Annotated in this window: 17 protein-coding genes; 7 read left to right on the forward strand and 10 right to left on the reverse strand. The window is 60.2% G+C overall.

Annotated elements, in window-relative coordinates; translation table 11 throughout:
- Positions 1 to 356: 356 nt before the first annotated feature.
- The gene (locus BUB78_RS01555) at positions 357 to 1,001 is read left to right on the forward strand and encodes an invasion associated locus B family protein (protein WP_073194612.1); all 645 of its coding nucleotides are present in this window, start codon (positions 357 to 359) and stop codon (positions 999 to 1,001) included.
- A 272-nt stretch (positions 1,002 to 1,273) separates the two neighbouring features.
- On the opposite strand, the gene BUB78_RS01560 is transcribed toward BUB78_RS01555, so the two are convergent.
- Genes BUB78_RS01560 through BUB78_RS01580 form a run of 5 tightly spaced genes read right to left on the reverse strand, consistent with a single transcriptional unit; the run spans position 1,274 to position 5,903 of the window.
- Positions 1,274 to 1,645, reverse strand: a complete 372-nt coding sequence (locus tag BUB78_RS01560) for a cupin domain-containing protein (protein ID WP_084732715.1) — start codon at positions 1,643 to 1,645, stop codon at positions 1,274 to 1,276.
- An 18-nt stretch (positions 1,646 to 1,663) separates the two neighbouring features.
- Complete coding sequence (locus tag BUB78_RS01565; RefSeq protein WP_073194238.1) at positions 1,664 to 2,875, reverse strand: beta-ketoacyl-[acyl-carrier-protein] synthase family protein; 1,212 nt, start codon at positions 2,873 to 2,875, stop codon at positions 1,664 to 1,666.
- A complete protein-coding gene (locus BUB78_RS01570; RefSeq protein WP_073194239.1) occupies positions 2,872 to 3,129 on the reverse strand; it encodes an acyl carrier protein in 258 nt (85 codons plus the stop codon). The genes BUB78_RS01565 and BUB78_RS01570 overlap by 4 nt, the downstream gene beginning before the upstream one ends.
- A 41-nt stretch (positions 3,130 to 3,170) precedes the next feature.
- The gene (gene lpxD / locus BUB78_RS01575; RefSeq protein ID WP_073194240.1) at positions 3,171 to 4,262 is read right to left on the reverse strand and encodes a UDP-3-O-(3-hydroxymyristoyl)glucosamine N-acyltransferase; all 1,092 of its coding nucleotides are present in this window, start codon (positions 4,260 to 4,262) and stop codon (positions 3,171 to 3,173) included.
- Positions 4,263 to 4,289: 27 nt separating this feature from the next.
- Positions 4,290 to 5,903 carry a L,D-transpeptidase family protein gene (locus tag BUB78_RS01580; protein WP_073194241.1) on the reverse strand — a complete coding sequence of 538 codons (1,614 nt, stop codon included), beginning with the start codon at positions 5,901 to 5,903 and terminating at the stop codon, positions 4,290 to 4,292.
- Positions 5,904 to 6,244: 341 nt separating this feature from the next.
- Here BUB78_RS01580 and mepK point away from each other — a divergent pair, with 341 nt between their 5' ends.
- A complete protein-coding gene (gene mepK, locus BUB78_RS01585) occupies positions 6,245 to 6,805 on the forward strand; it encodes a peptidoglycan L,D-endopeptidase MepK (RefSeq protein ID WP_245813324.1) in 561 nt (186 codons plus the stop codon).
- 81 nt (positions 6,806 to 6,886) lie between these two features.
- Here mepK and lipA read toward each other — a convergent pair whose 3' ends face one another.
- Both lipA and BUB78_RS01595 read right to left on the reverse strand, forming a co-directional pair.
- Entirely contained in the window at positions 6,887 to 7,834 is a 948-nt protein-coding gene (gene lipA / locus BUB78_RS01590; RefSeq protein ID WP_073194244.1) for a lipoyl synthase, read from the reverse strand.
- 199 nt (positions 7,835 to 8,033) lie between these two features.
- On the reverse strand, positions 8,034 to 8,960 hold the full coding sequence (locus BUB78_RS01595; RefSeq protein WP_073194245.1) for a hydrogen peroxide-inducible genes activator: 927 nt from the start codon (positions 8,958 to 8,960) through the stop codon (positions 8,034 to 8,036).
- Between the two features lie 156 nt (positions 8,961 to 9,116).
- On the opposite strand from BUB78_RS01595, the gene BUB78_RS01600 reads away from it, so the two are divergent.
- Complete coding sequence (locus BUB78_RS01600) at positions 9,117 to 9,842, forward strand: VIT1/CCC1 transporter family protein (RefSeq protein WP_073194615.1); 726 nt, start codon at positions 9,117 to 9,119, stop codon at positions 9,840 to 9,842.
- On the opposite strand, the gene BUB78_RS01605 is transcribed toward BUB78_RS01600, so the two are convergent.
- Entirely contained in the window at positions 9,839 to 10,954 is a 1,116-nt protein-coding gene (locus tag BUB78_RS01605) for a DUF6456 domain-containing protein (RefSeq protein WP_073194247.1), read from the reverse strand. The two genes, BUB78_RS01600 and BUB78_RS01605, sit on opposite strands and share 4 nt — an antisense overlap.
- A gap of 241 nt (positions 10,955 to 11,195) precedes the next feature.
- On the opposite strand from BUB78_RS01605, the gene BUB78_RS01610 reads away from it, so the two are divergent.
- Complete coding sequence (locus BUB78_RS01610) at positions 11,196 to 11,495, forward strand: DUF6477 family protein (protein ID WP_073194249.1); 300 nt, start codon at positions 11,196 to 11,198, stop codon at positions 11,493 to 11,495.
- Here BUB78_RS01610 and BUB78_RS01615 read toward each other — a convergent pair.
- Positions 11,492 to 13,039, reverse strand: coding sequence for a trimethylamine methyltransferase family protein (locus tag BUB78_RS01615; RefSeq protein ID WP_073194251.1), 1,548 nt, complete (start codon positions 13,037 to 13,039; stop codon positions 11,492 to 11,494). The two genes, BUB78_RS01610 and BUB78_RS01615, sit on opposite strands and share 4 nt — an antisense overlap.
- Positions 13,040 to 13,328: 289 nt before the next feature.
- Here BUB78_RS01615 and BUB78_RS01620 point away from each other — a divergent pair, with 289 nt between their 5' ends.
- Complete coding sequence (locus BUB78_RS01620; protein ID WP_220083970.1) at positions 13,329 to 14,594, forward strand: OmpP1/FadL family transporter; 1,266 nt, start codon at positions 13,329 to 13,331, stop codon at positions 14,592 to 14,594.
- A 49-nt stretch (positions 14,595 to 14,643) separates the two neighbouring features.
- Entirely contained in the window at positions 14,644 to 16,206 is a 1,563-nt protein-coding gene (gene guaA / locus BUB78_RS01625; protein ID WP_073194253.1) for a glutamine-hydrolyzing GMP synthase, read from the forward strand.
- Between the two features lie 183 nt (positions 16,207 to 16,389).
- Here guaA and BUB78_RS01630 read toward each other — a convergent pair whose 3' ends face one another.
- Positions 16,390 to 16,995: a response regulator transcription factor gene (locus BUB78_RS01630; RefSeq protein WP_073194255.1), complete on the reverse strand. Its 606-nt coding sequence runs from the start codon at positions 16,993 to 16,995 to the stop codon at positions 16,390 to 16,392.
- A 195-nt stretch (positions 16,996 to 17,190) separates the two neighbouring features.
- On the opposite strand from BUB78_RS01630, the gene BUB78_RS01635 reads away from it, so the two are divergent.
- The gene (locus tag BUB78_RS01635) at positions 17,191 to 17,700 is read left to right on the forward strand and encodes a putative pterin-binding protein (RefSeq protein WP_084732717.1); all 510 of its coding nucleotides are present in this window, start codon (positions 17,191 to 17,193) and stop codon (positions 17,698 to 17,700) included.
- Positions 17,701 to 17,703: the final 3 nt, after the last annotated feature.

Raw genomic sequence — 17,703 nt, forward strand, 5'->3', positions numbered from 1 at the left:
TTAAGGTTTTCATGCCAGTATGAATTCATTCCCGGACCCGATTGTCCTCTGGATCCGGGTGACTTCCTCCCTGTCAGACTGGCCGCGCCTTCGGGTGCGGCCTTTTTTTGCCAATTTGCGAACTCCCCTGTTGACGGGTGCGGCCATCTGTCCTAGCGTCCGCATCAATAACTAAGTCGGCCAGTCCGACGGGGAGAGACAGGAAAGAGGCCGCAAGGCCTCTTTCTTTATTTTTGGTGCCAAAACAGCCAGCAGAAACCTGCCAGAGAGCGCCTGAATTCCTGCAATTTGATCCTGACTCTTGGTCCCGGTCATGATACTGCGCATAAAACAGTCCAGTTTTTTATGGGGAAATGATGCCTAGAATTCTTTCGAACCTTTCACTGATCGCCATTCTGGCAATGGGGACATCGCTGAGCGCGCAAGAGGCGACCACCGAAGCCGAAGCCGCACAGGCCGTCGAAACCCCGACAGAGGCCGTCGAAGGCGCGGCCCCGGCGGATGCGGCAACAGCCGCCCAAGGCCTGGATCAGGGCCGCGAGGTCGATGAGGATCCGTCCTACATCAAGGCCACCTATGGCGACTGGCAGATGAAGTGTTTTCGCACCGGGACCGCGGAAGACCTCTGCCAGATGTACCAGCTTCTGACCGAAGAGGCCGGAAATCCGGTTGCCGAATTCAGCCTTTATCGCCTTCCCAAGAGCGCGCCGGTCGTGGCGGGCGCGACGATTGCCGTGCCGCTTGGCACACTTCTGAACGAGGAAATCAAGATTGCGATCGACGGTGGCAAAGCCAAGAGCTATGCCTATTCGTTCTGCACCATGGGGGGCTGTTTCGCGCGGATCGGTCTTGCGCAGGCGGATGTTGATGCGCTCAAGCGCGGCGTGATGGCCACGCTGGAAATCGTGCCTGCACAGGCGCCCGACCAGAAGGTCAAAATCAGCGTTTCGCTCAATGGCTTTACGGCCGCCTTTGACAACGCCTCGGTGCTTGAGCAATAAGCCCACGCCGGGCTGCCTGCCCTTGTCAAGGGAATCTGAAAGGCCGCCGGTGTCACATCCGGCGGCCTTTTTAGATGCCCCTACCCTTTGTCCATCACATCCCGGTGAGGCCTCCCGCATTCCGGCAGGCTATCGTTGCACGTCTGACGATGGGCGGTCACCCTTGCCGCGACGGGTGTCGTGGCAAAGAGGATGCATGATGAAGGAACTATTGCTTGGTCTGGGGCTGATCCTCCTTGGCGGCGCCACCTATTGGACGACGCTGAACAGGGTTAGAAGCCGCCGGGCTTGTGGCCGAAAAACACCTTGGTCACATCTTGCGTGATATGCCAGGTGACCCGCGCGCCGTCGCGCATGACCATAGTGTCATTCACCCCAAGCACCCGCGTCTCGCCGCTGGCATGATCCGTCACGCGGCACGCCCCTGCGAGGATCGTCATAAGTTCGTCGCCCTGCTCGGTGCATTCAAACGTGCCCACAGTACAGCGCCAGATGCCAAGCCGGGTGTCCTGCCCCGGCCCGCCCGCATCAAGCCGGCCAGAGGCGCGCGGCGCGCCCTCAAGGATACGGTAATCGCTGGCGGGATTGTCAAACGGCCAGTCTTCAAGCGGACCGACATCATCGCCGGGTGTGTACATCTGCATCGGCGGGCTCCGATTTCCCTAGCTGAACCGGCGCAGCGCCAGAACAGCGTTCAGCCCGCCAAAGGCAAAGGCATTGCTCAGCGCCACATCGACCCGGGCGTCGCGCGCGATATTGGGCACCACATCAAGCGCGCATTCCGGGTCCGGCTCTTCATAGCCGATGGTGGGCGCAATGATCCCGTCGCGCAGAGCCATGATACAGGCCAAGAGTTCGACCGCCCCGGTGCCGCCGATAAGATGGGCGTGCATGGATTTCGTCGAGGAAATCATAAGCTTGTCGGCATGGCCCCCGAACACATCCGCCACGGCGGCGCTTTCGGTCTTGTCATTGGCGGCGGTGCCGGTGCCATGGGCGTTGATATAACCGACCTCGTCGCGATTGACCCGCGCATCTCGAAGGGCGCCCTGAATGGCGCGCGCCGCGCCTTGCTTTGAGGGCATCACGATATCCGAGGCATCCGAGGTCATGGCAAAACCCGCCACCTCGGCCAGGATTTCAGCGCCGCGTTTGCGCGCGTGCTCGTATTCCTCGAACACAAAAATCGCCGCGCCCTCGCCCTGCACCATGCCGTTGCGATTGGCCGAAAACGGGCGGCAGGCGTCACGGCTCATGACGCGCAGACCTTCCCAGGCCTTGACCCCGCCAAAGCACAGCATCGATTCCGACCCGCCGGTGACCATCACCGGGGTGATGCCGCCATGCACCATCTGAAACGCCTGTGCCATGGCGTGATTGGACGAGGCGCACGCGGTCGAGACGGTAAAACTTGGCCCCTTCAGGTTATATTCCATCGACAGGTGGCTGGCGGCGGCGTTGTTCATCAGCTTGGGCACAACGAAAGGATGCACCCGGTTCTTGCCGTCCTCGTAGACCGAGCGGTAATTCTCGTCGAGGGTGGTCATGCCGCCCCCCGAATTGCCAAGGATCACCCCGGCGCGCGCCGCCAGCTCGCCCGTAAACGTAAGGCCGGCCTGCGCGATCGCCTCGCGCGCGGCGATCATGGTGAACTGGGTAAAGCGGTCAAACAGGGCAAGCTGCTGGCGGTTGAACCGGGTCTCGGGGTCGTAATTCTTGACCTGCCCGCCGATGCGGATCGACAGGCGCTCGACATCGCGAAACTCAAGCTCGGAAATCCCGCAACGACCCTCGCGCATGGCCTCGAGGGTTTGCGGCACCGTCGCGCCAAGGGCGTTGATCGTGCCCGCGCCGGTGATGACAACGCGTTTCAAGACTGCTCTTTCACCAGCCGCTCGATGCCCGCGATGATCGTGCGGACCGATGAGATATCAAAATCGCTTTCGCTTGGTTCATTGGCGTTGAAGGGCACGGAAATATCGAATTCTTCCTCGATGGCGAAAATGCTTTCGACAAGTCCAAGGCTGTCAATGCCAAGATCCTCAAGCGTGTTCTCAAGGGCAATATCGGAGGGCTCCAGAACTGCTTGTTCGGCGATGATGGCGATGACGCGATCTTTGATGCTCATGGTTATGTCTTTCCGCTGTGACCCGGTGGCTGACCCCGGATTTAGGTATTATGGGGCGGCTTTGAAACAGTTTTCTTAAGGTGCGATACATCATCGAACAACCGCCGCAACCGGCGAAGTCCTTTGAACACCTCCATCGTGGTCTCCATCTTCATCGCCGGATAGCCAAGCATCACCTGGCCCGCAGGAATATTGGCCAGAACAATCGTGCCGCCGCCGGTGATCACATTGTCGCCGATAAAGACATTGTCGCTGACGCCGGTTTTGCCTGCCAGCACCACGTTATTGCCAATCCGGGTCGAGCCGGCGATGCCGACGTGACCACAGAGCAGGCAATCATTGCCGATGCTTACGTTGTGGCCGATCATCACGAGGTTGTCGATCTTTGTGCCATTGCCGATGGTGGTGTTGCGGATGGTGCCGCGATCAATCGTGCTGTTGGCGCCGATCTCGACATCATCGCCGATGGTGACGCCACCAAGACTATGGATGCGGGCCCAGCTTTGCGCGCCGCCAGTGCCCGGATCGCCAAGCGTGGCGCGGGCTGTTTCAACTGTCGAGAGTTCGGGCGTGACAAAGGAAAACCCGTCGCCACCGATCACCGCGCCCGGCTGTGCGATAAAGCGCGCGCCAATCACGACGCGCGCGCCGATCCGCACGCCCTCGCGCAGATAGGCACCGGCGCCGATTTCTGCGTCATTGCCGACATAGGTTTGCGGGCCGATGATCGAGTCCTTGCCGATCTTTGCGCCCTTGCCGATCACCGCCAGCGGACCGACACTCACGCCCTCACCAAGCTCGGCATCGGGATCAATCACCGCAGAGGGGTGACGCCCCGTGTCCCAGCCCTGACCGGGATCGAGCAGCGCGGTCAGGCCCGACATCACATAGCGCGGGCGCGGCGCGACGATCGCCGCCCTCAGGCCAAGTGCCTGCCAGTCGGCCCCCGGCCAGATCACAGCCGCAAGCGCGCGCCCCTGCCCCAGGGTCTCGGCATAGTCCGGCGTCATCGCAAGCGCCAGGTGGCGCGGGCCGGCCTCGGCGGGCTCGGCAACGCTATCCACCTCCAAATCAGCGGCGCCCAGGGCCTGTGCCCCAAGCGCCGTTGCAATCTGTTGAATGGTATAGGCCATAAATGCCCCCTTCGCCTGAAGGAGTATTTAGCCCTGAACCGCGCCCAGTGAAACCCCTGCCTTTTCAAGCGCGTCCCACACTTTCGCGTCCCGCCCATAGACATCGCCGCGATATTGGGTGCGCCCCTGTGCCTTGGTAAAGGCGGTGCGATAGATGATGTGCACCGGCACCTGGGTCTTGAGCGGGACAATTGACTCGCGCCCGGTGTTCAGGACCGAGTGGAAATAGGCCTTGGGATCGTCCTCTTGCCTGGCCAAAAGCGCATAGGCAAATTCAAACGGCTGCTGAAGGCGAATGCAGCCATGGCTGAAGTCGCGTCTTTCCCGGCCAAACAGCGCCTTTTGCGGCGTATCATGCAGGTAGATGTTGTATTTATTGGGGAAAATGAACTTGACCAGGCCAAGCGCATTGCGTGTCGAGGGCGGCTGTTTGATCGCAAACGGGAAGTTGCGCGCGTTATAGGCGCCAAAATTTACCGCGCCGCGGCTTACCTCGCGTCCACGGCTGTCATAGAGACGCAAATGCGAGGCCGCGTTGGGATTGCGCTTCATCTGCGGCAGGTATTCGTTGACGGCGATCGAGCGTGGCACATGCCAGGTGGGGTTGATCACCATATGCTCCATCATGTCAGAAAACTCGGGGCTGCGCCGGTCGCTTTCGTTCTTGCCGACCACCGCGCGTGTCTCGAAAGTGAGGTGGTCATCATCCATGATGCGGGCGCTGAAATCGGTGAGATTGACCAGAATATGCCGCTTGCCCCGCTCGGGTGTCAGCCAGCGTTCCCGCTCCATCGCGACGATCACGGATTTCAGGCGCTGTTCCACCGGCACATTGAGCGCGGCAATCGTGCTTCCCCCGGCCACACCGTCCTGTTCGAGCCCGTGATCGCCCTGAAAGGCCTGCACGGCGGATTGAAGCGCGGCGTCATAGGTCTGGCTCGCGCTGCGCGGCAAATATCCCATGCTGACCAGCCGATTGCGCAGCGCCACAACCGGCGCCCCCGCCTCGCCGGGCCTGAGGGCGCTCGCGGGCACGGTCGCGCCCCATCCGCCCTGCGCCATCAGATGCTCAAGCCGCAGCTTTTCCTTCATCAGGCGGGCGTAATCATTGCCCTGCGGCGCAAGCGAGCGGAAGAACGCGCGCGGCTCTGTGGTTGTAAGTCCGGTCAGATTGGTGATCGGGTCGACATAAAGCACCTCGCGTTTGATGCCATCGTCTACCTTTGAGGGCACCAGAACACCGCTTTGCATGTCGCGCGCAAGCCGCAGGAATGTGCGGCTCAGCTCGCCCTCGATCAGGCCCAGATCACGGCTTGAGCGCGCGGCGGCCATCCGCTTCATTAGATCGGCCAGATCATAGCGCGCGTTCGGCAATCCATGCAGGTCAACCTCGCTCAGCGTGCGCACAAGCGCCTTGCGCCGGGCGCGATCCTCGGCGCCATCGCCGGTCCAGATCGGAGCAAAGCCGGTCTCGCGGTAAAATGCCGCAAGATCCCGGTCGCTTGCCACGGATTCCGCCAGAGCTTGGCGGAAGGCGGTGACCTGTGCCACGGCGGGATGGCTGGTAAATACAGTGGTCAAGGTTACAGCGGCGGCGGCCATCAGCAGGCCAAAATCACGGCGCGTCTTTGCCAACGTCATAGAATTCCCCTTAAGTCGCGCGTTACACAATGTTGATATTATAACCCTCCACTTAAGGGCCTCTCAATTTTTTCCTAACACTTTGCTGTCAACTTTATGCGCAGGGTCGTGACTGCGGCCAAAATACAGCGTGGCTTGCGCAATTCGGACACAGCGTCGAAATTTTGCGCGAAAACCTGCCGAAAACCCTTGATGCTGGCGCCGGCCGCCAAATCAGGACTTGGTGGATGATTCTTCATATGCAATAAAGTCTGCACATCTGGGGATGATACGGCAAAGCCACGGCACAGTGGCACTTTAGGTAGGCGACGGGACAGGCGTTTAACACAATGACGAAGCTTATGAGCTCTCAGAGCATGACGCGGCGTGGGATACTGGGTGCATTCGCAGCAACCGCCCTTGTGGCCGCACCGACCTTTTCCAATGCAGCAGGCTTTCTGCGAGGCGCTGGCGATGTACGCCGCATCCGCATGACATCGCCGCGCACCGGGGAAAAGATGGATACGATCTATTGGATCGAGGGCGAATATATCCCCGAAGCGGTCCGCGAAATCTCGCTTTTCATGCGCGACTGGCGCACCGATGGCGTCAAGGATATCGACACCCGCACGATTGATATCCTCGCCGCAAGTCACAATCTTCTGGACGCAAGCGAACCCTATACCCTTTTGAGTGGCTATCGCAGCCCAAAGACCAACGCCATGCTCCGCAGCCGCTCGCGCGGGGTTGCCAAGAATTCGCGCCACATGATCGGTCAGGCGGCGGATCTGCGTCTTGGAAGCCGATCAGTCAGCCAGATTTATCGCGCAGGCGTTGCCTGTGGCGGTGGTGGCGTCGGTCGCTATTCCAGCAGCAATTTCGTGCATATGGATTGCGGTCCGGTGCGCAGCTGGGGCCGGTAAGCCCCTCTTTTCAAATATGAAATACACAAAAGGCCGGTCTTTTTGACCGGCCTATGTATTTTGTACCGCAGGGCCCTTTGTTCAGGCAAACTTGGCGTTGCGCGCCGCCTGAAGCCGGGCAAAATCATCGCCCGCATGATAGCTTGAGCGGGTCAGCGGCGAGGCCGATACCATCAGGAACCCCTTGCCATAGGCCGCGCGTTCATAAGCGGCAAACTCATCGGGGTGAACAAAGCGATCCACAGCATGGTGTTTCGGCGTCGGTTGCAGGTACTGACCGATGGTCAGAAAGTCGATTCCCGCTGCGCGCATGTCATCCATCACCTGGTGCACCGCCTGGCGATCTTCGCCCAAGCCGACCATGATTCCCGATTTGGTGAACATGCTCGGGTCAAGGTCCTTGACCCGCTGCAACAGCCGCAGACTGTGGAAATAGCGGGCACCGGCGCGTACCTCGGGGTAAAGGCCGGGCACGGTTTCAAGGTTGTGGTTGAACACATCCGGCTTGGCCTTGACCACGACCTCTAGAACCTCGGGGTCGCAATGCAGGAAATCCGGCGTCAGGATTTCGATCGTGGTGCCGGGGCTGCGATGGCGGATGGCGCGGATGGTCTGGGCAAAATGCTCGGCCCCTCCATCCTTGATGTCGTCGCGGTCGACGCTGGTGATGACCACATGCTTAAGGCCAAGTTTCTGTACCGCATCGGCGACGCGGCCCGGCTCGAAGGCATCAAGATCTTCGGGCGGCTTGCCGGTGGCGATGTTGCAAAAGCTACAGGCACGGGTACAGACCTCGCCCATGATCATCATGGTGGCGTGGCCCTGGCTCCAGCATTCGCCCGCATTGGGGCATCCGGCCTCTTCGCAGACCGTCACAAGTTTGTGCTCGCGCATGATCTTGTGGGTTTCGAAATAGCCCTTGCTGGTCGGCGCCTTGACGCGAATCCAATCCGGCTTTTTGGGCTGAACATTGTCGGGACGATGCGCCTTTTCGGGGTGGCGTTGTCCGGGTACTTTGAGATCACGCACGAAATTTTCCCCGCGAATAGTTTGGTAACACTCACCTACTATAAAACATGGCGATGGGAAGTGCCAGTGATGCAACGCCGTTACCCGGTGGCCGCATATGCGTAAAGAGTGTCCATCGCACTTACCGAGTGATTCAAGTGTTACCGGCCCGTGCCCGATTGGGTGCGGGCCGCGTTTTGCGTTGGACCGGCCGGGGGTTTCAGGCAGCGCGCGCCGTGTCGATCAGCGATTGACCCACCGATTGCAGGACCTCGGCAAGCTTGGCAAACCACGCCTCATTCTGCGAGCTTTGCCGCCGCACAAGGGCAATCCGGCGGGCCGGTTCGGGCGCACAAAACCGCCGCAGATGCATGCCAGGCGCCGCCCTTTGTTCGATACTGGCCGCTATTTCCGGCATCAAGGTAAGACCAAACCCGGCCTCGACCAGCCGCGACAGCGTGGCCAGCGACGAGGCGCCCATGTCGATCTGTGCATGTCCACGTCCGCGCCCGCAGACCTCCAGCGCCTGATCAGTCAGGCAATGGCCATCCTCCAGGAGCAGAAGCGGGCTTTGATCAAGCGCCGCGGGGCGCAGGGTTTCGGCGGTGGGACCAAGGGCGGCAAGGCGCGCCGCGCTGCCGGCCAAAAGAAAGCGATCCTCAAACAAGAGCCATTCGTTCAACCCCTCGGCGGCGACCGGAAGGGCGACGATGGCCGCGTCAAGCTGGCCGGTCTGCACCTCCTGGATAAGCTGGTCTGTCTTCGCCTCGCGCACCTGCACATCAAGCGAGATGTCGCGACTGCGCAGCGCCTCAAGCGCGGCGGGCAGGATATAGGGCGCGATGGTCGGGATGATCCCCAGCGACAGCCGCCCCGTGAGCCCACCTTGCCAGCGGGCGGCCTCTGTCAGGGCCTGCATCTCGCCCAGAACCCTCGTGGCATGGGTGAGAATCAGGCGGCCAAAGGGCGTCAGCACCACATCGCGCGCGCGCCGCTCGACAAGTTTTTCACCAAGCGCCGCCTCCATCTCGCGAATCTGCACTGAAAGGGCGGGTTGCGAAATGCTGACCACCTCGGCGGCGCGGCCGAAATTGCGCTGTTCTGAGAGGGCTTTGAAATAGCTGAGTTGGCGCAGGGTGATGTTCATATGCTGAAGTTATGCAAATCACGCAAAACCACAAGTCCGGATTATCGCACTCCGCCCTCTGCCCGGGCCTTTGGCTCCGCCTTACCGCTTGCGGGCCGCGAGCGGCGGCCTATGCTTGACCGACACCGGTTACCACACACAGGCTAAGGCGTGATCATGGACAGGCAGGCAGACGGGCGCGACGGCCAGACCCTTGGGCGCACACAGGAATATCTCAAGCAGATCGTTTTCGGCGGCACCGACGGCATTGTCACCACCTTCGCGATCGTGGCGGGCTTTGCCGGGGCGCAGGCCGAGGGCGTGGCCCAGATCGGCGGGTTGGCGGTTCTGGTGTTCGGCTTGGCCAATCTTTTTGCCGATGCGGTCAGCATGGGGTTGGGAGAATTCCTGTCGCTGCGCGCGCAACACGATCTTTACCGCTCGCGCCACGCCGCGAGCCTGCGCGCCCTGGTGCAAAACCCCGATGGCCAGACCGCCGTGATGACCGACCTTCTGAGTGCGCGAGGCCTGTCGCAAAGCGAGGCGCAGACCACCGCCACGATCCTGTCGCGCCATCCCGGGGCGATGGCCGAGCTGATCCTGAACTACGAGATGGGCCTGCGTGACCCCGAGGTGGAAAGCCCTGTGTTGAACGGGCTTTTCACGTTTTCGGCTTTTGTGACCTTTGGTGTCGTGCCGCTGGTGCCCTATCTTCTGTTCGATGCCACGGCGCAGACCACGCGATGGTCGGTGGCGGCGACGCTCGTGTCACTTTTGCTGCTTGGCTTTCTGCGCTGGACTGCGACCGGCGAGCGCCTGTTGCGCACCCTTGGCGAGACCGTTCTTGTGGGCACGGTCTGCGCGCTTGTGGCCTTTGTGGTGGGGGCCCTGGTCGGCGGTTAGCCGATCATCCCGCCCGCATCGCCAAGGCTGGCGTAATGGCGTTTGAGCCGCTGCAAGGCGATCCGCAGCACGATTTTGCCCGAGCGCGCCGACCAGCCCATTTTCTTTTCGGCCCGTTCCAGCCCTTCCAGGTAGCAACAGCAGCGCAGCACCACATCGCCAAGCCCCGGCCCAAGATCGCTCAGCGCACTGGCAATACGGGCACGCGCCGCATCCGCGCCATAGCCCGAAGGGGCCGGGCCGCCGCCCTGATCATCGACGCAGGTCAGAAAACGATCCCAGTTCTGGGTCGTTCGCGGCGCCATATGCGACAGCTCGAAATCCTCGCGCAGCCGCTCTCCCGTGCGCACAAGATCATCGCTCAGAAACGGGCTTCCGTCCTTGTCGCGCCGCCGCGCAAGGGCAAGAAGCGGCGTTTCCGACATCCCATAGCGTATGCGCTTGCTGGTCTGTCCGGTGCCGTCATTCGCCTCGTCGGGTTCCGGCTCGCCCTTTGCCTCGCCAAAGCCAGAGGCCTGGTTTTCCGCCTCGGCCAGCATAGTCCCAAGGGCGGTGCGCCCGGCGGCGGTGACATGATAGCGCGCGATTCGCCCGGGGCTTTCGCAGGTGATCCAATGCTTGAGGGCCATCGCCTCGGCGACCTCACGGTCAACCACCGCCGTGCGCGAGGGGTGGCCAGTGCCGGTGTCGCGCACCACCACGGCCTTATCCATCCCCACCGAGACCGCAAGAACCGCACCGGCCTCGCAGAGTCGGCGCAGGACACGGCGCGCTTCGGATTTGAGGCGAGTCTCGCTCAGCGCGGTGTCGTCTTCGGGCAATTCCCTGATATGGCTTGTCATTTTGGCCTCCTTGGCAGGAGAACCGGCAGTCTTTAAGTGCAGAACCTGTTGACCAAGTCGGCGCAGCGCCTCATCGACCAATAAATCGTCGCGACGGGTTTCGAACATCCGGATCTGGCGCAACACGGTCGAGGCATGACGCCCCGCCCGCCGCGCAAGTGCACGGATCGGGGTGCCGGTTTCTGTATGCGCAAGATAGTGCAATGCTGCCTCAGGCACCCAGGTTGGGATCTGTTGCAAACTTGGTTTTGGTGCACATCCCTCGCGCATATTCGTACCCCTAATCGTCAGTCACGACATGCCCGGGTAAACGCCCGGGATTTATCCACAGATTTATCCACAACTTAAACGTGCAAAAGATTACCGGTTCGTTAATTGTTTCCAGAAAATCAACCATTGTTTATAAATCGTAAACAATCTCAAAGCCCTCCGAGCGGACTCAGGGGGCAACACGCAACAGCAGGTCATGTCGTGCCACTAAGGGTGAATTCAACCTTTGGGAGTCTGCCACATGAACGATATTCTCACCACGCTTGACCGCCTGCGCCGCCCGCCCCTTTTGATCCGTGCCGCCAGAATCGGGGCGTCCGAGTATCGCCGCGCGCCGCATCTGCGCCGCCATCTCGGTTATGGCGCCCTGCCGCGCAATGCTCAGGCGCTTGTACAGCTTGTCGAGGTCGAGGCAGAGCTTGAGCACGACAGAAAAAAGCGCGCGGCAGGGTATTCTGCCGCGCGCCATGTGGATGTTCTGATCGCGATGATGGGCGAAGCGCGCCTGTTGCGCGCCACCCGTCTTGAAAGCGTAGGTTAGCTAAAGGCGTCGGGCATCGATTCTTTTCTGGTGGCCACAAAGGCCTCCAGAGCTTCGGTGATCGCCGGATCAAGCGGCGGTTGCGTGTAATCCCCGAGCATTTTCTTGACCCGCGCATTGGCCAGAACCATCGTGTCTCGCTCGCCCTCTTCGGACCAGGTTTCGAAGGGTTTGTAGTCAAACAGATCGCTGCGCCAGAAGGCATTCTTGAAGTTCGCCTGGGTATGGGCGCAACCAAGATAATGCCCGCCGGGGCCGACTTCGCGGATTGCATCCATCGCCTGGGCGTTTTCATCAATCTCGATGCCGCGCGCCAGGTGGTGCAGGGTGCCAAGCTGATCGGCGTCCATGACGAATTTTTCAAAGCTGGACACAAGCCCGCCCTCAAGCCAGCCACAGGCATGCAGCATGAAGTTGACGCCCGCCAGCAGCCCGACATTCAGGCTGTTGGAGGTTTCATAGGCGGCCTGCGCATCCGGCAGTTTCGAGCCGTTGAACGATCCCGACGAACGGAACGGCAAGCCAAGGCGGCGTGCAAGCTGACCGGCGCCATAGGTGATATGCGCGGCCTCGGGGGTGCCAAAGGTCGGCGCGCCCGAGTTCATGTCGATCGAGGTCACAAAGGCACCCATGATCATCGGCGCACCGGGGCGCACAAGCTGGCTATAGGCGATACCGGCCAGGGCCTCGGCCAGAACCTGCGTCAGCGTGCCCATCACCGAGACCGGCGCCATTGCGCCGCCGACGATAAAGGGCGACAGAATGCAGGCCTGGTTGTTCTGCGCGTAAACCTCGAGCGAGCCCATCATCACGTCGTCAAAGGTCATCGGCGAGTTGACGTTGATCAGGCTGGTCATGACCGTGTTGTCCTGCACGAAGTCCTTGCCGAACAGGATGCCGCACATGTCGACGCTGTCCTGCGCGCGGCTTGGTTCGGTGACCGAGCCCATGAACGGCTTGTCCGACAGGGTCATATGCGCATGCAGCATATCAAGGTGGCGCTTGTTCACCGGCACATCGGTCGGCTCGCAGACGGTGCCGCCGGAATGGTGAAGCCACTTCGACATATAGCCGAGTTTCACGAATTTGCGGAAATCGTCCATCGTGGCATAGCGGCGGCCACCTTCCATGTCGCGCACGAACGGCGGGCCATAGACCGGCGCCAGCACAAGCGACTTGCCACCGATTTCGACGGTGCGCTCGGGGTTGCGGGCGCGCTGGATGATGCGCGACGGCGCGGTCGCGCAGAGCTTGCGGGCAAGGCCACGCGGGATACGGACACGCTCGCCGGTGACATCCGCGCCGGCATTGCGCCAGCGTTCAAGAGCGGCCGGATTGTCGACGAAATTGACGCCGACCTCTTCAAGGATGGTATCGGCGTTGGCCTCGATGATCTCGAGCGCCTCTTCGGTCAGAACCTCGAAGTTGGGAATGTTGCGCTCGATATAGCGCGCGGTCTCGACGCTTACGGCGGTGCGTTCCGCACGACGCGCGGCCCCGCCGCCGCCGCGTGCTCGTCTGCCACGTGCTTCTGCTTCTGCCATGATTGCACCCTTTATATGATCAATTGCTGTCGCCAGTCGCCCGCCGGATCGGCGGGGTTTTCATGGTAATACCGCGCCGCTTTGCCGTGGTACGAGAGGATTCCGGCGAATGCGGGGGAAAAGCGACATTCCTGCGGCCTTGATCACAGGTAATCTGCCCCAAGTCCCGCCCCGCAATGTGCTGTTTACGCAGCTATGTGGGTTTCTTTGCCGCTTTATGTCGAAAGGGGCTGGTTGGCGGACCAATAATTTGCGCTATGCGCAACAAAATAACTCGGCCAAGGGAAAAATGACGATGAAGGCGATGATCAACAAGGGGGCAAAAGCCTGCGCTTTGCTCGGGCTTTGCCTGTCTGCGATCCCTGCATTTGCGACCAACGGATATTTTGCCAATGGCTATGGCGGCCAGTCCAAGAGCATGGCCGGGGCCGGTGTCGCGGTCTCCACCGGCGTTCTCGGCATGGCGCAGAACCCCGCAACCGGGGTCAAGGTCGGCAATGCGGCAGGGTTCTGCCTGACCACATTTGCCCCCGATCGCAGCGTGCGCGTTGCCCCCGGCGGGCCGCTGACGCCGGGCACCCACAAAAGCGAAAACGACGTCTTTTTCATTCCCTGCGGCGGGGCCAACTGGACGCTTGATGATCGCTCCTCGCTTGGGGTGTTCGTCTTTGCCAACGGCGGGATGAATACCGAATACAAGACCAACTTCTTTTCCGGTCTGGGCGCCGGGTCGGCGCCCTTGGGTGTCAATCTTGAACAGGCCTTTGTCACGGTGAACTATGCCCGCAAGGTCAGTGACCGGCTGACCTTCGGGGTCTCGCCGATCCTTGCGGTGCAACGGTTCAAGGCCACCGGGCTTGAGGCGTTTTCAGGCCTTTCACTTTCGCCCGGCAATGTCACCAATCGCGGCCATGACTGGTCCACGGGCCTCGGCTTCAACCTTGGTCTTTTGTACGAGGCAAGCCCGCAATGGACCTTTGGCGCGGCCTATCGAAGCCGCATCCAGATGTCCTCGTTTGACAAATACAGCGGGCTGTTTGCGGGCGGCGGTGATTTCGACGTGCCGGCCATGCTGACGCTCGGGGCGGCCTATACGCCCGCATATCAGCCGAAATTGACGATCACTGGCGAATTCCAGCGGATTCATTATGGAGATGTGAACGCCATCGCCAATACAAGCGCCCCTCCGGGCGGCCCGCTTGGCGCAAGCAATGGCGTCGGCTTTGGCTGGAAGGATGTCGATGTCGTGCGCCTCGCCGCGATCTATCGCCAGAGCGAGCGTCTGACCCTGCGCAGCGGGATCAGCTATTCGACCAAATTCACCACTAGCCCCGAGGCGGTGATCAACACCCTCGCCCCCGCCACCCCGCAATGGCATGCCTCTTTTGGCGGCAGCTACAAGATCAACGACCGCTGGGGTTTTACCTTTGCCTACACCCATGCGTTTTCCAACAGCATTACCGGTTCCAACCCGGCGCTGACCGGCGTGGCACAGCCCGTGCGCCTCAGAATGCACCAGCACGAGATCGCGACCGGCCTCAGCTATAGCTGGTAAGACGCGGCTTTCTCTTGCGCAAAACGCAGGTGCAATATACGAGGCGGTCATGAGCCAGATATCCCATGACCGCCTTTTGATTATAGACTTTGGCAGCCAGGTAACGCAGCTGATCGCGCGTCGCCTGCGAGAGCTGAACGTTTATTGTGAAATCCACCCCTATCAGAACGTCACCGATGCGTTCCTGACAGAGTTTGCGCCCAAGGCCGTGATCCTGTCGGGTGGTCCGTGCAGCGTGATCGACGAGGGCTCGCCCCGCCCGCCCGCAAGCGTGTTCGACCTTGGCGTGCCGATCCTCGGGATCTGCTATGGCCAACAGGTGATGATGCAGATGCTGGGCGGCAAGGTCGAGCGTGGCGATGGCACCGCGGAATTCGGTCGCGCCTATGTCACCCCGACCGAAGATCGTATCCCGTTGCTCAACGGCTGGTTCCTTGAGACCCGCGAACAGGTCTGGATGAGCCACGGCGACCACGTGAGCAAGATCGCCCCCGGCTTTGCCGTCTATGGCACCTCGCCGAATGCGCCCTTTGCCGTCACCGCCGATCTCAATCGCAATTTCTTTGCTGTCCAGTTCCACCCCGAGGTGCATCACACCCCGAACGGCAAGACGCTTTATGAGAACTTTATCCGTCTGGCCGGGTTTACCGGCGACTGGACCATGGGCGCCTATAAGGAAGAGGCCATTCGCATCATCCGCGAACAGGTTGGCGACAAACAGGTGATCTGTGGCCTGTCCGGTGGTGTCGATAGCTCTGTGGCGGCGGTTCTGATCCACGAGGCGATCGGTGATCAGCTCACCTGCGTCTTTGTCGATCACGGCTTGCTACGCCTCAACGAGGCCGACGAAGTCGTCACGATGTTCCGCGACAACTATAATATCCCGCTGATCCATGCCGATGAGTCAGAGCTTTTCCTGGGTGAGCTTGACGGCGTAAGTGACCCGGAAACCAAGAGAAAAATCATTGGCCGCCTGTTCATTGACGTGTTCCAGAGATACGCCAATCAGATCGAGGGCGCAGAGTTTCTGGCTCAGGGCACGCTTTACCCCGACGTGATCGAATCGGTCAGCTTTTCGGGCGGTCCGAGCGTCACCATCAAGTCGCACCATAATGTCGGCGGCCTGCCGGAAAAGATGGGCCTCAAGCTTGTCGAGCCGCTGCGCGAGCTGTTCAAGGACGAGGTGCGCGCGCTTGGCCACGAGCTTGGCCTGCCCGCCAGCTTTATCGGCCGCCATCCCTTTCCGGGGCCGGGTCTTGCCATTCGCTGTCCCGGTGAAATCACCCGCGAAAAGCTTGAAATCCTGCGCAAGGCGGATGCGGTCTATATCGACCAGATCCGCAGGCATGGGCTTTATGATGACATCTGGCAGGCCTTTGTCGCCATCTTGCCGGTGCGCACCGTCGGCGTGATGGGCGACGGGCGGACCTATGATTTTGCCTGCGCGCTGCGTGCGGTGAATTCGGTCGATGGCATGACGGCGGATTACTATCCATTCAGCCACGAGTTCCTCGGTGAGACCGCCACCCGGATCATCAACGAGGTCAAGGGCATCAACCGCGTCACCTATGACGTGACCAGCAAGCCGCCGGGCACAATAGAATGGGAATGATTTCCCCGACGCCACCGTTATAAAATTGCCACTCAATCACTTCACCTCCCGGTTGGAGTGCCCGAAGCAGAGATTGACCCCACTGGACTGGGCCTGTCACGCGTTAGTTTAGCGCCAGCTATTGAGTGTTTTTGTGGTTTTAAAACAATGCTATATAATGCGAACTTAATGCATCGCTGCAAGTCAAGCCAGACCCATATCCCGTCCCAGCATTGCCGCGTGGGTGCGATTCCTGGCGTTCAGTTTACGTGACATCGTCTTGAGGTGGAGCTTGACCGTCACCTCCTGAATATCCAGATCGCGGGCGATTTCCTTGTTGGACTTACCCTTGGAGACCCCCACCAGAACATCCGTTTCACGCGGAGTCAGATTGATTTGATTAAGGTCACTGTCCTCAAGGCTCAGAAAATCCATCGGCTTATAGGTTTCGCCCAAAAGCATATGGTGCACTGCCGCAACCAGAGATTGCGGATCAAGCGTTTTGGGCAGAAACCCCGCCGCCCCCGACCGTAAGGCACGCCGCGCCACATCCGGCGGGGCTGTTCCCGATATAATAGCCACCGGACAGCTTGCCCGTGCCTTCATCCGGGCAAGCCCCGAAAGCGCATCCATACCCGGCATCATGAAATCGAGCAGCACAAGGTCAAACGGCCCATCCGTGCCACACCTATCAAGCGCTGCACCAAGCGAATCCGCAACACAGACGTCGAACTTGTTCTGACCGCGCAGAAATTCCGCAATGGTTTCACGGACCAGATCATGATCATCGGCCAGCAACAGTTTCTTCATTTATTCAACCCTAGAAAGCTTCGGCATTATTGAACTCCGTCAAGACACGAAAAAGGATAATCGCCCAAAATGTTTTTGGCGTTAACCCCAGAAATACTTTCATGGTTATATACTCACCCTACCCAAGTGCATAGGGGCATGGATTTGAAATCAATAGCCAACAAACTTGGGTAGGCTTACGCAAAGAGGGGTGACATGAAAATGCGTTTATTCTTATCCGGCCTGGCCGCAGTTTGCATCGGACTTATCGCCGTGCAAAACTTTGCGTTTGCCGGAGAAAAATCACCTGTGATCCTGACAATTTCGGTGCCTCAGGCGCAGGATGGTGACCCGCATCAAATAACCCTGAGCGAACAGGATTTGCGCGCACTTCCTGCAATGACCTATCAGACCACGACAATCTGGACCAGCGGCGAGCAGCGTTTCACCGGCGTGCCACTCCTGGTCCTGATTGAGCATTTTGGCATTGAGGCAAAAGACCTCGAACTGAAAGCCGTGAATGACTATGCGATCACCTTGCCTGTAGCGGAGCTGACCGAAGATGCCCCTATCATTGCCTACGAGCGGAATGGAAAGCCTATGAAATTGCGCGATAACGGGCCATTGTGGGTGCTCTATAACTATGATGCCAATCCCGATTACCGCACGGAAACAATCTATTCACGCAGCATCTGGCAACTCGACCGGATGACCGCGGTCCGGTAGTAA

The sequence above is a fragment of the Roseovarius marisflavi genome (assembly GCF_900142625.1).
Lineage (GTDB): Bacteria > Pseudomonadota > Alphaproteobacteria > Rhodobacterales > Rhodobacteraceae > Roseovarius > Roseovarius marisflavi.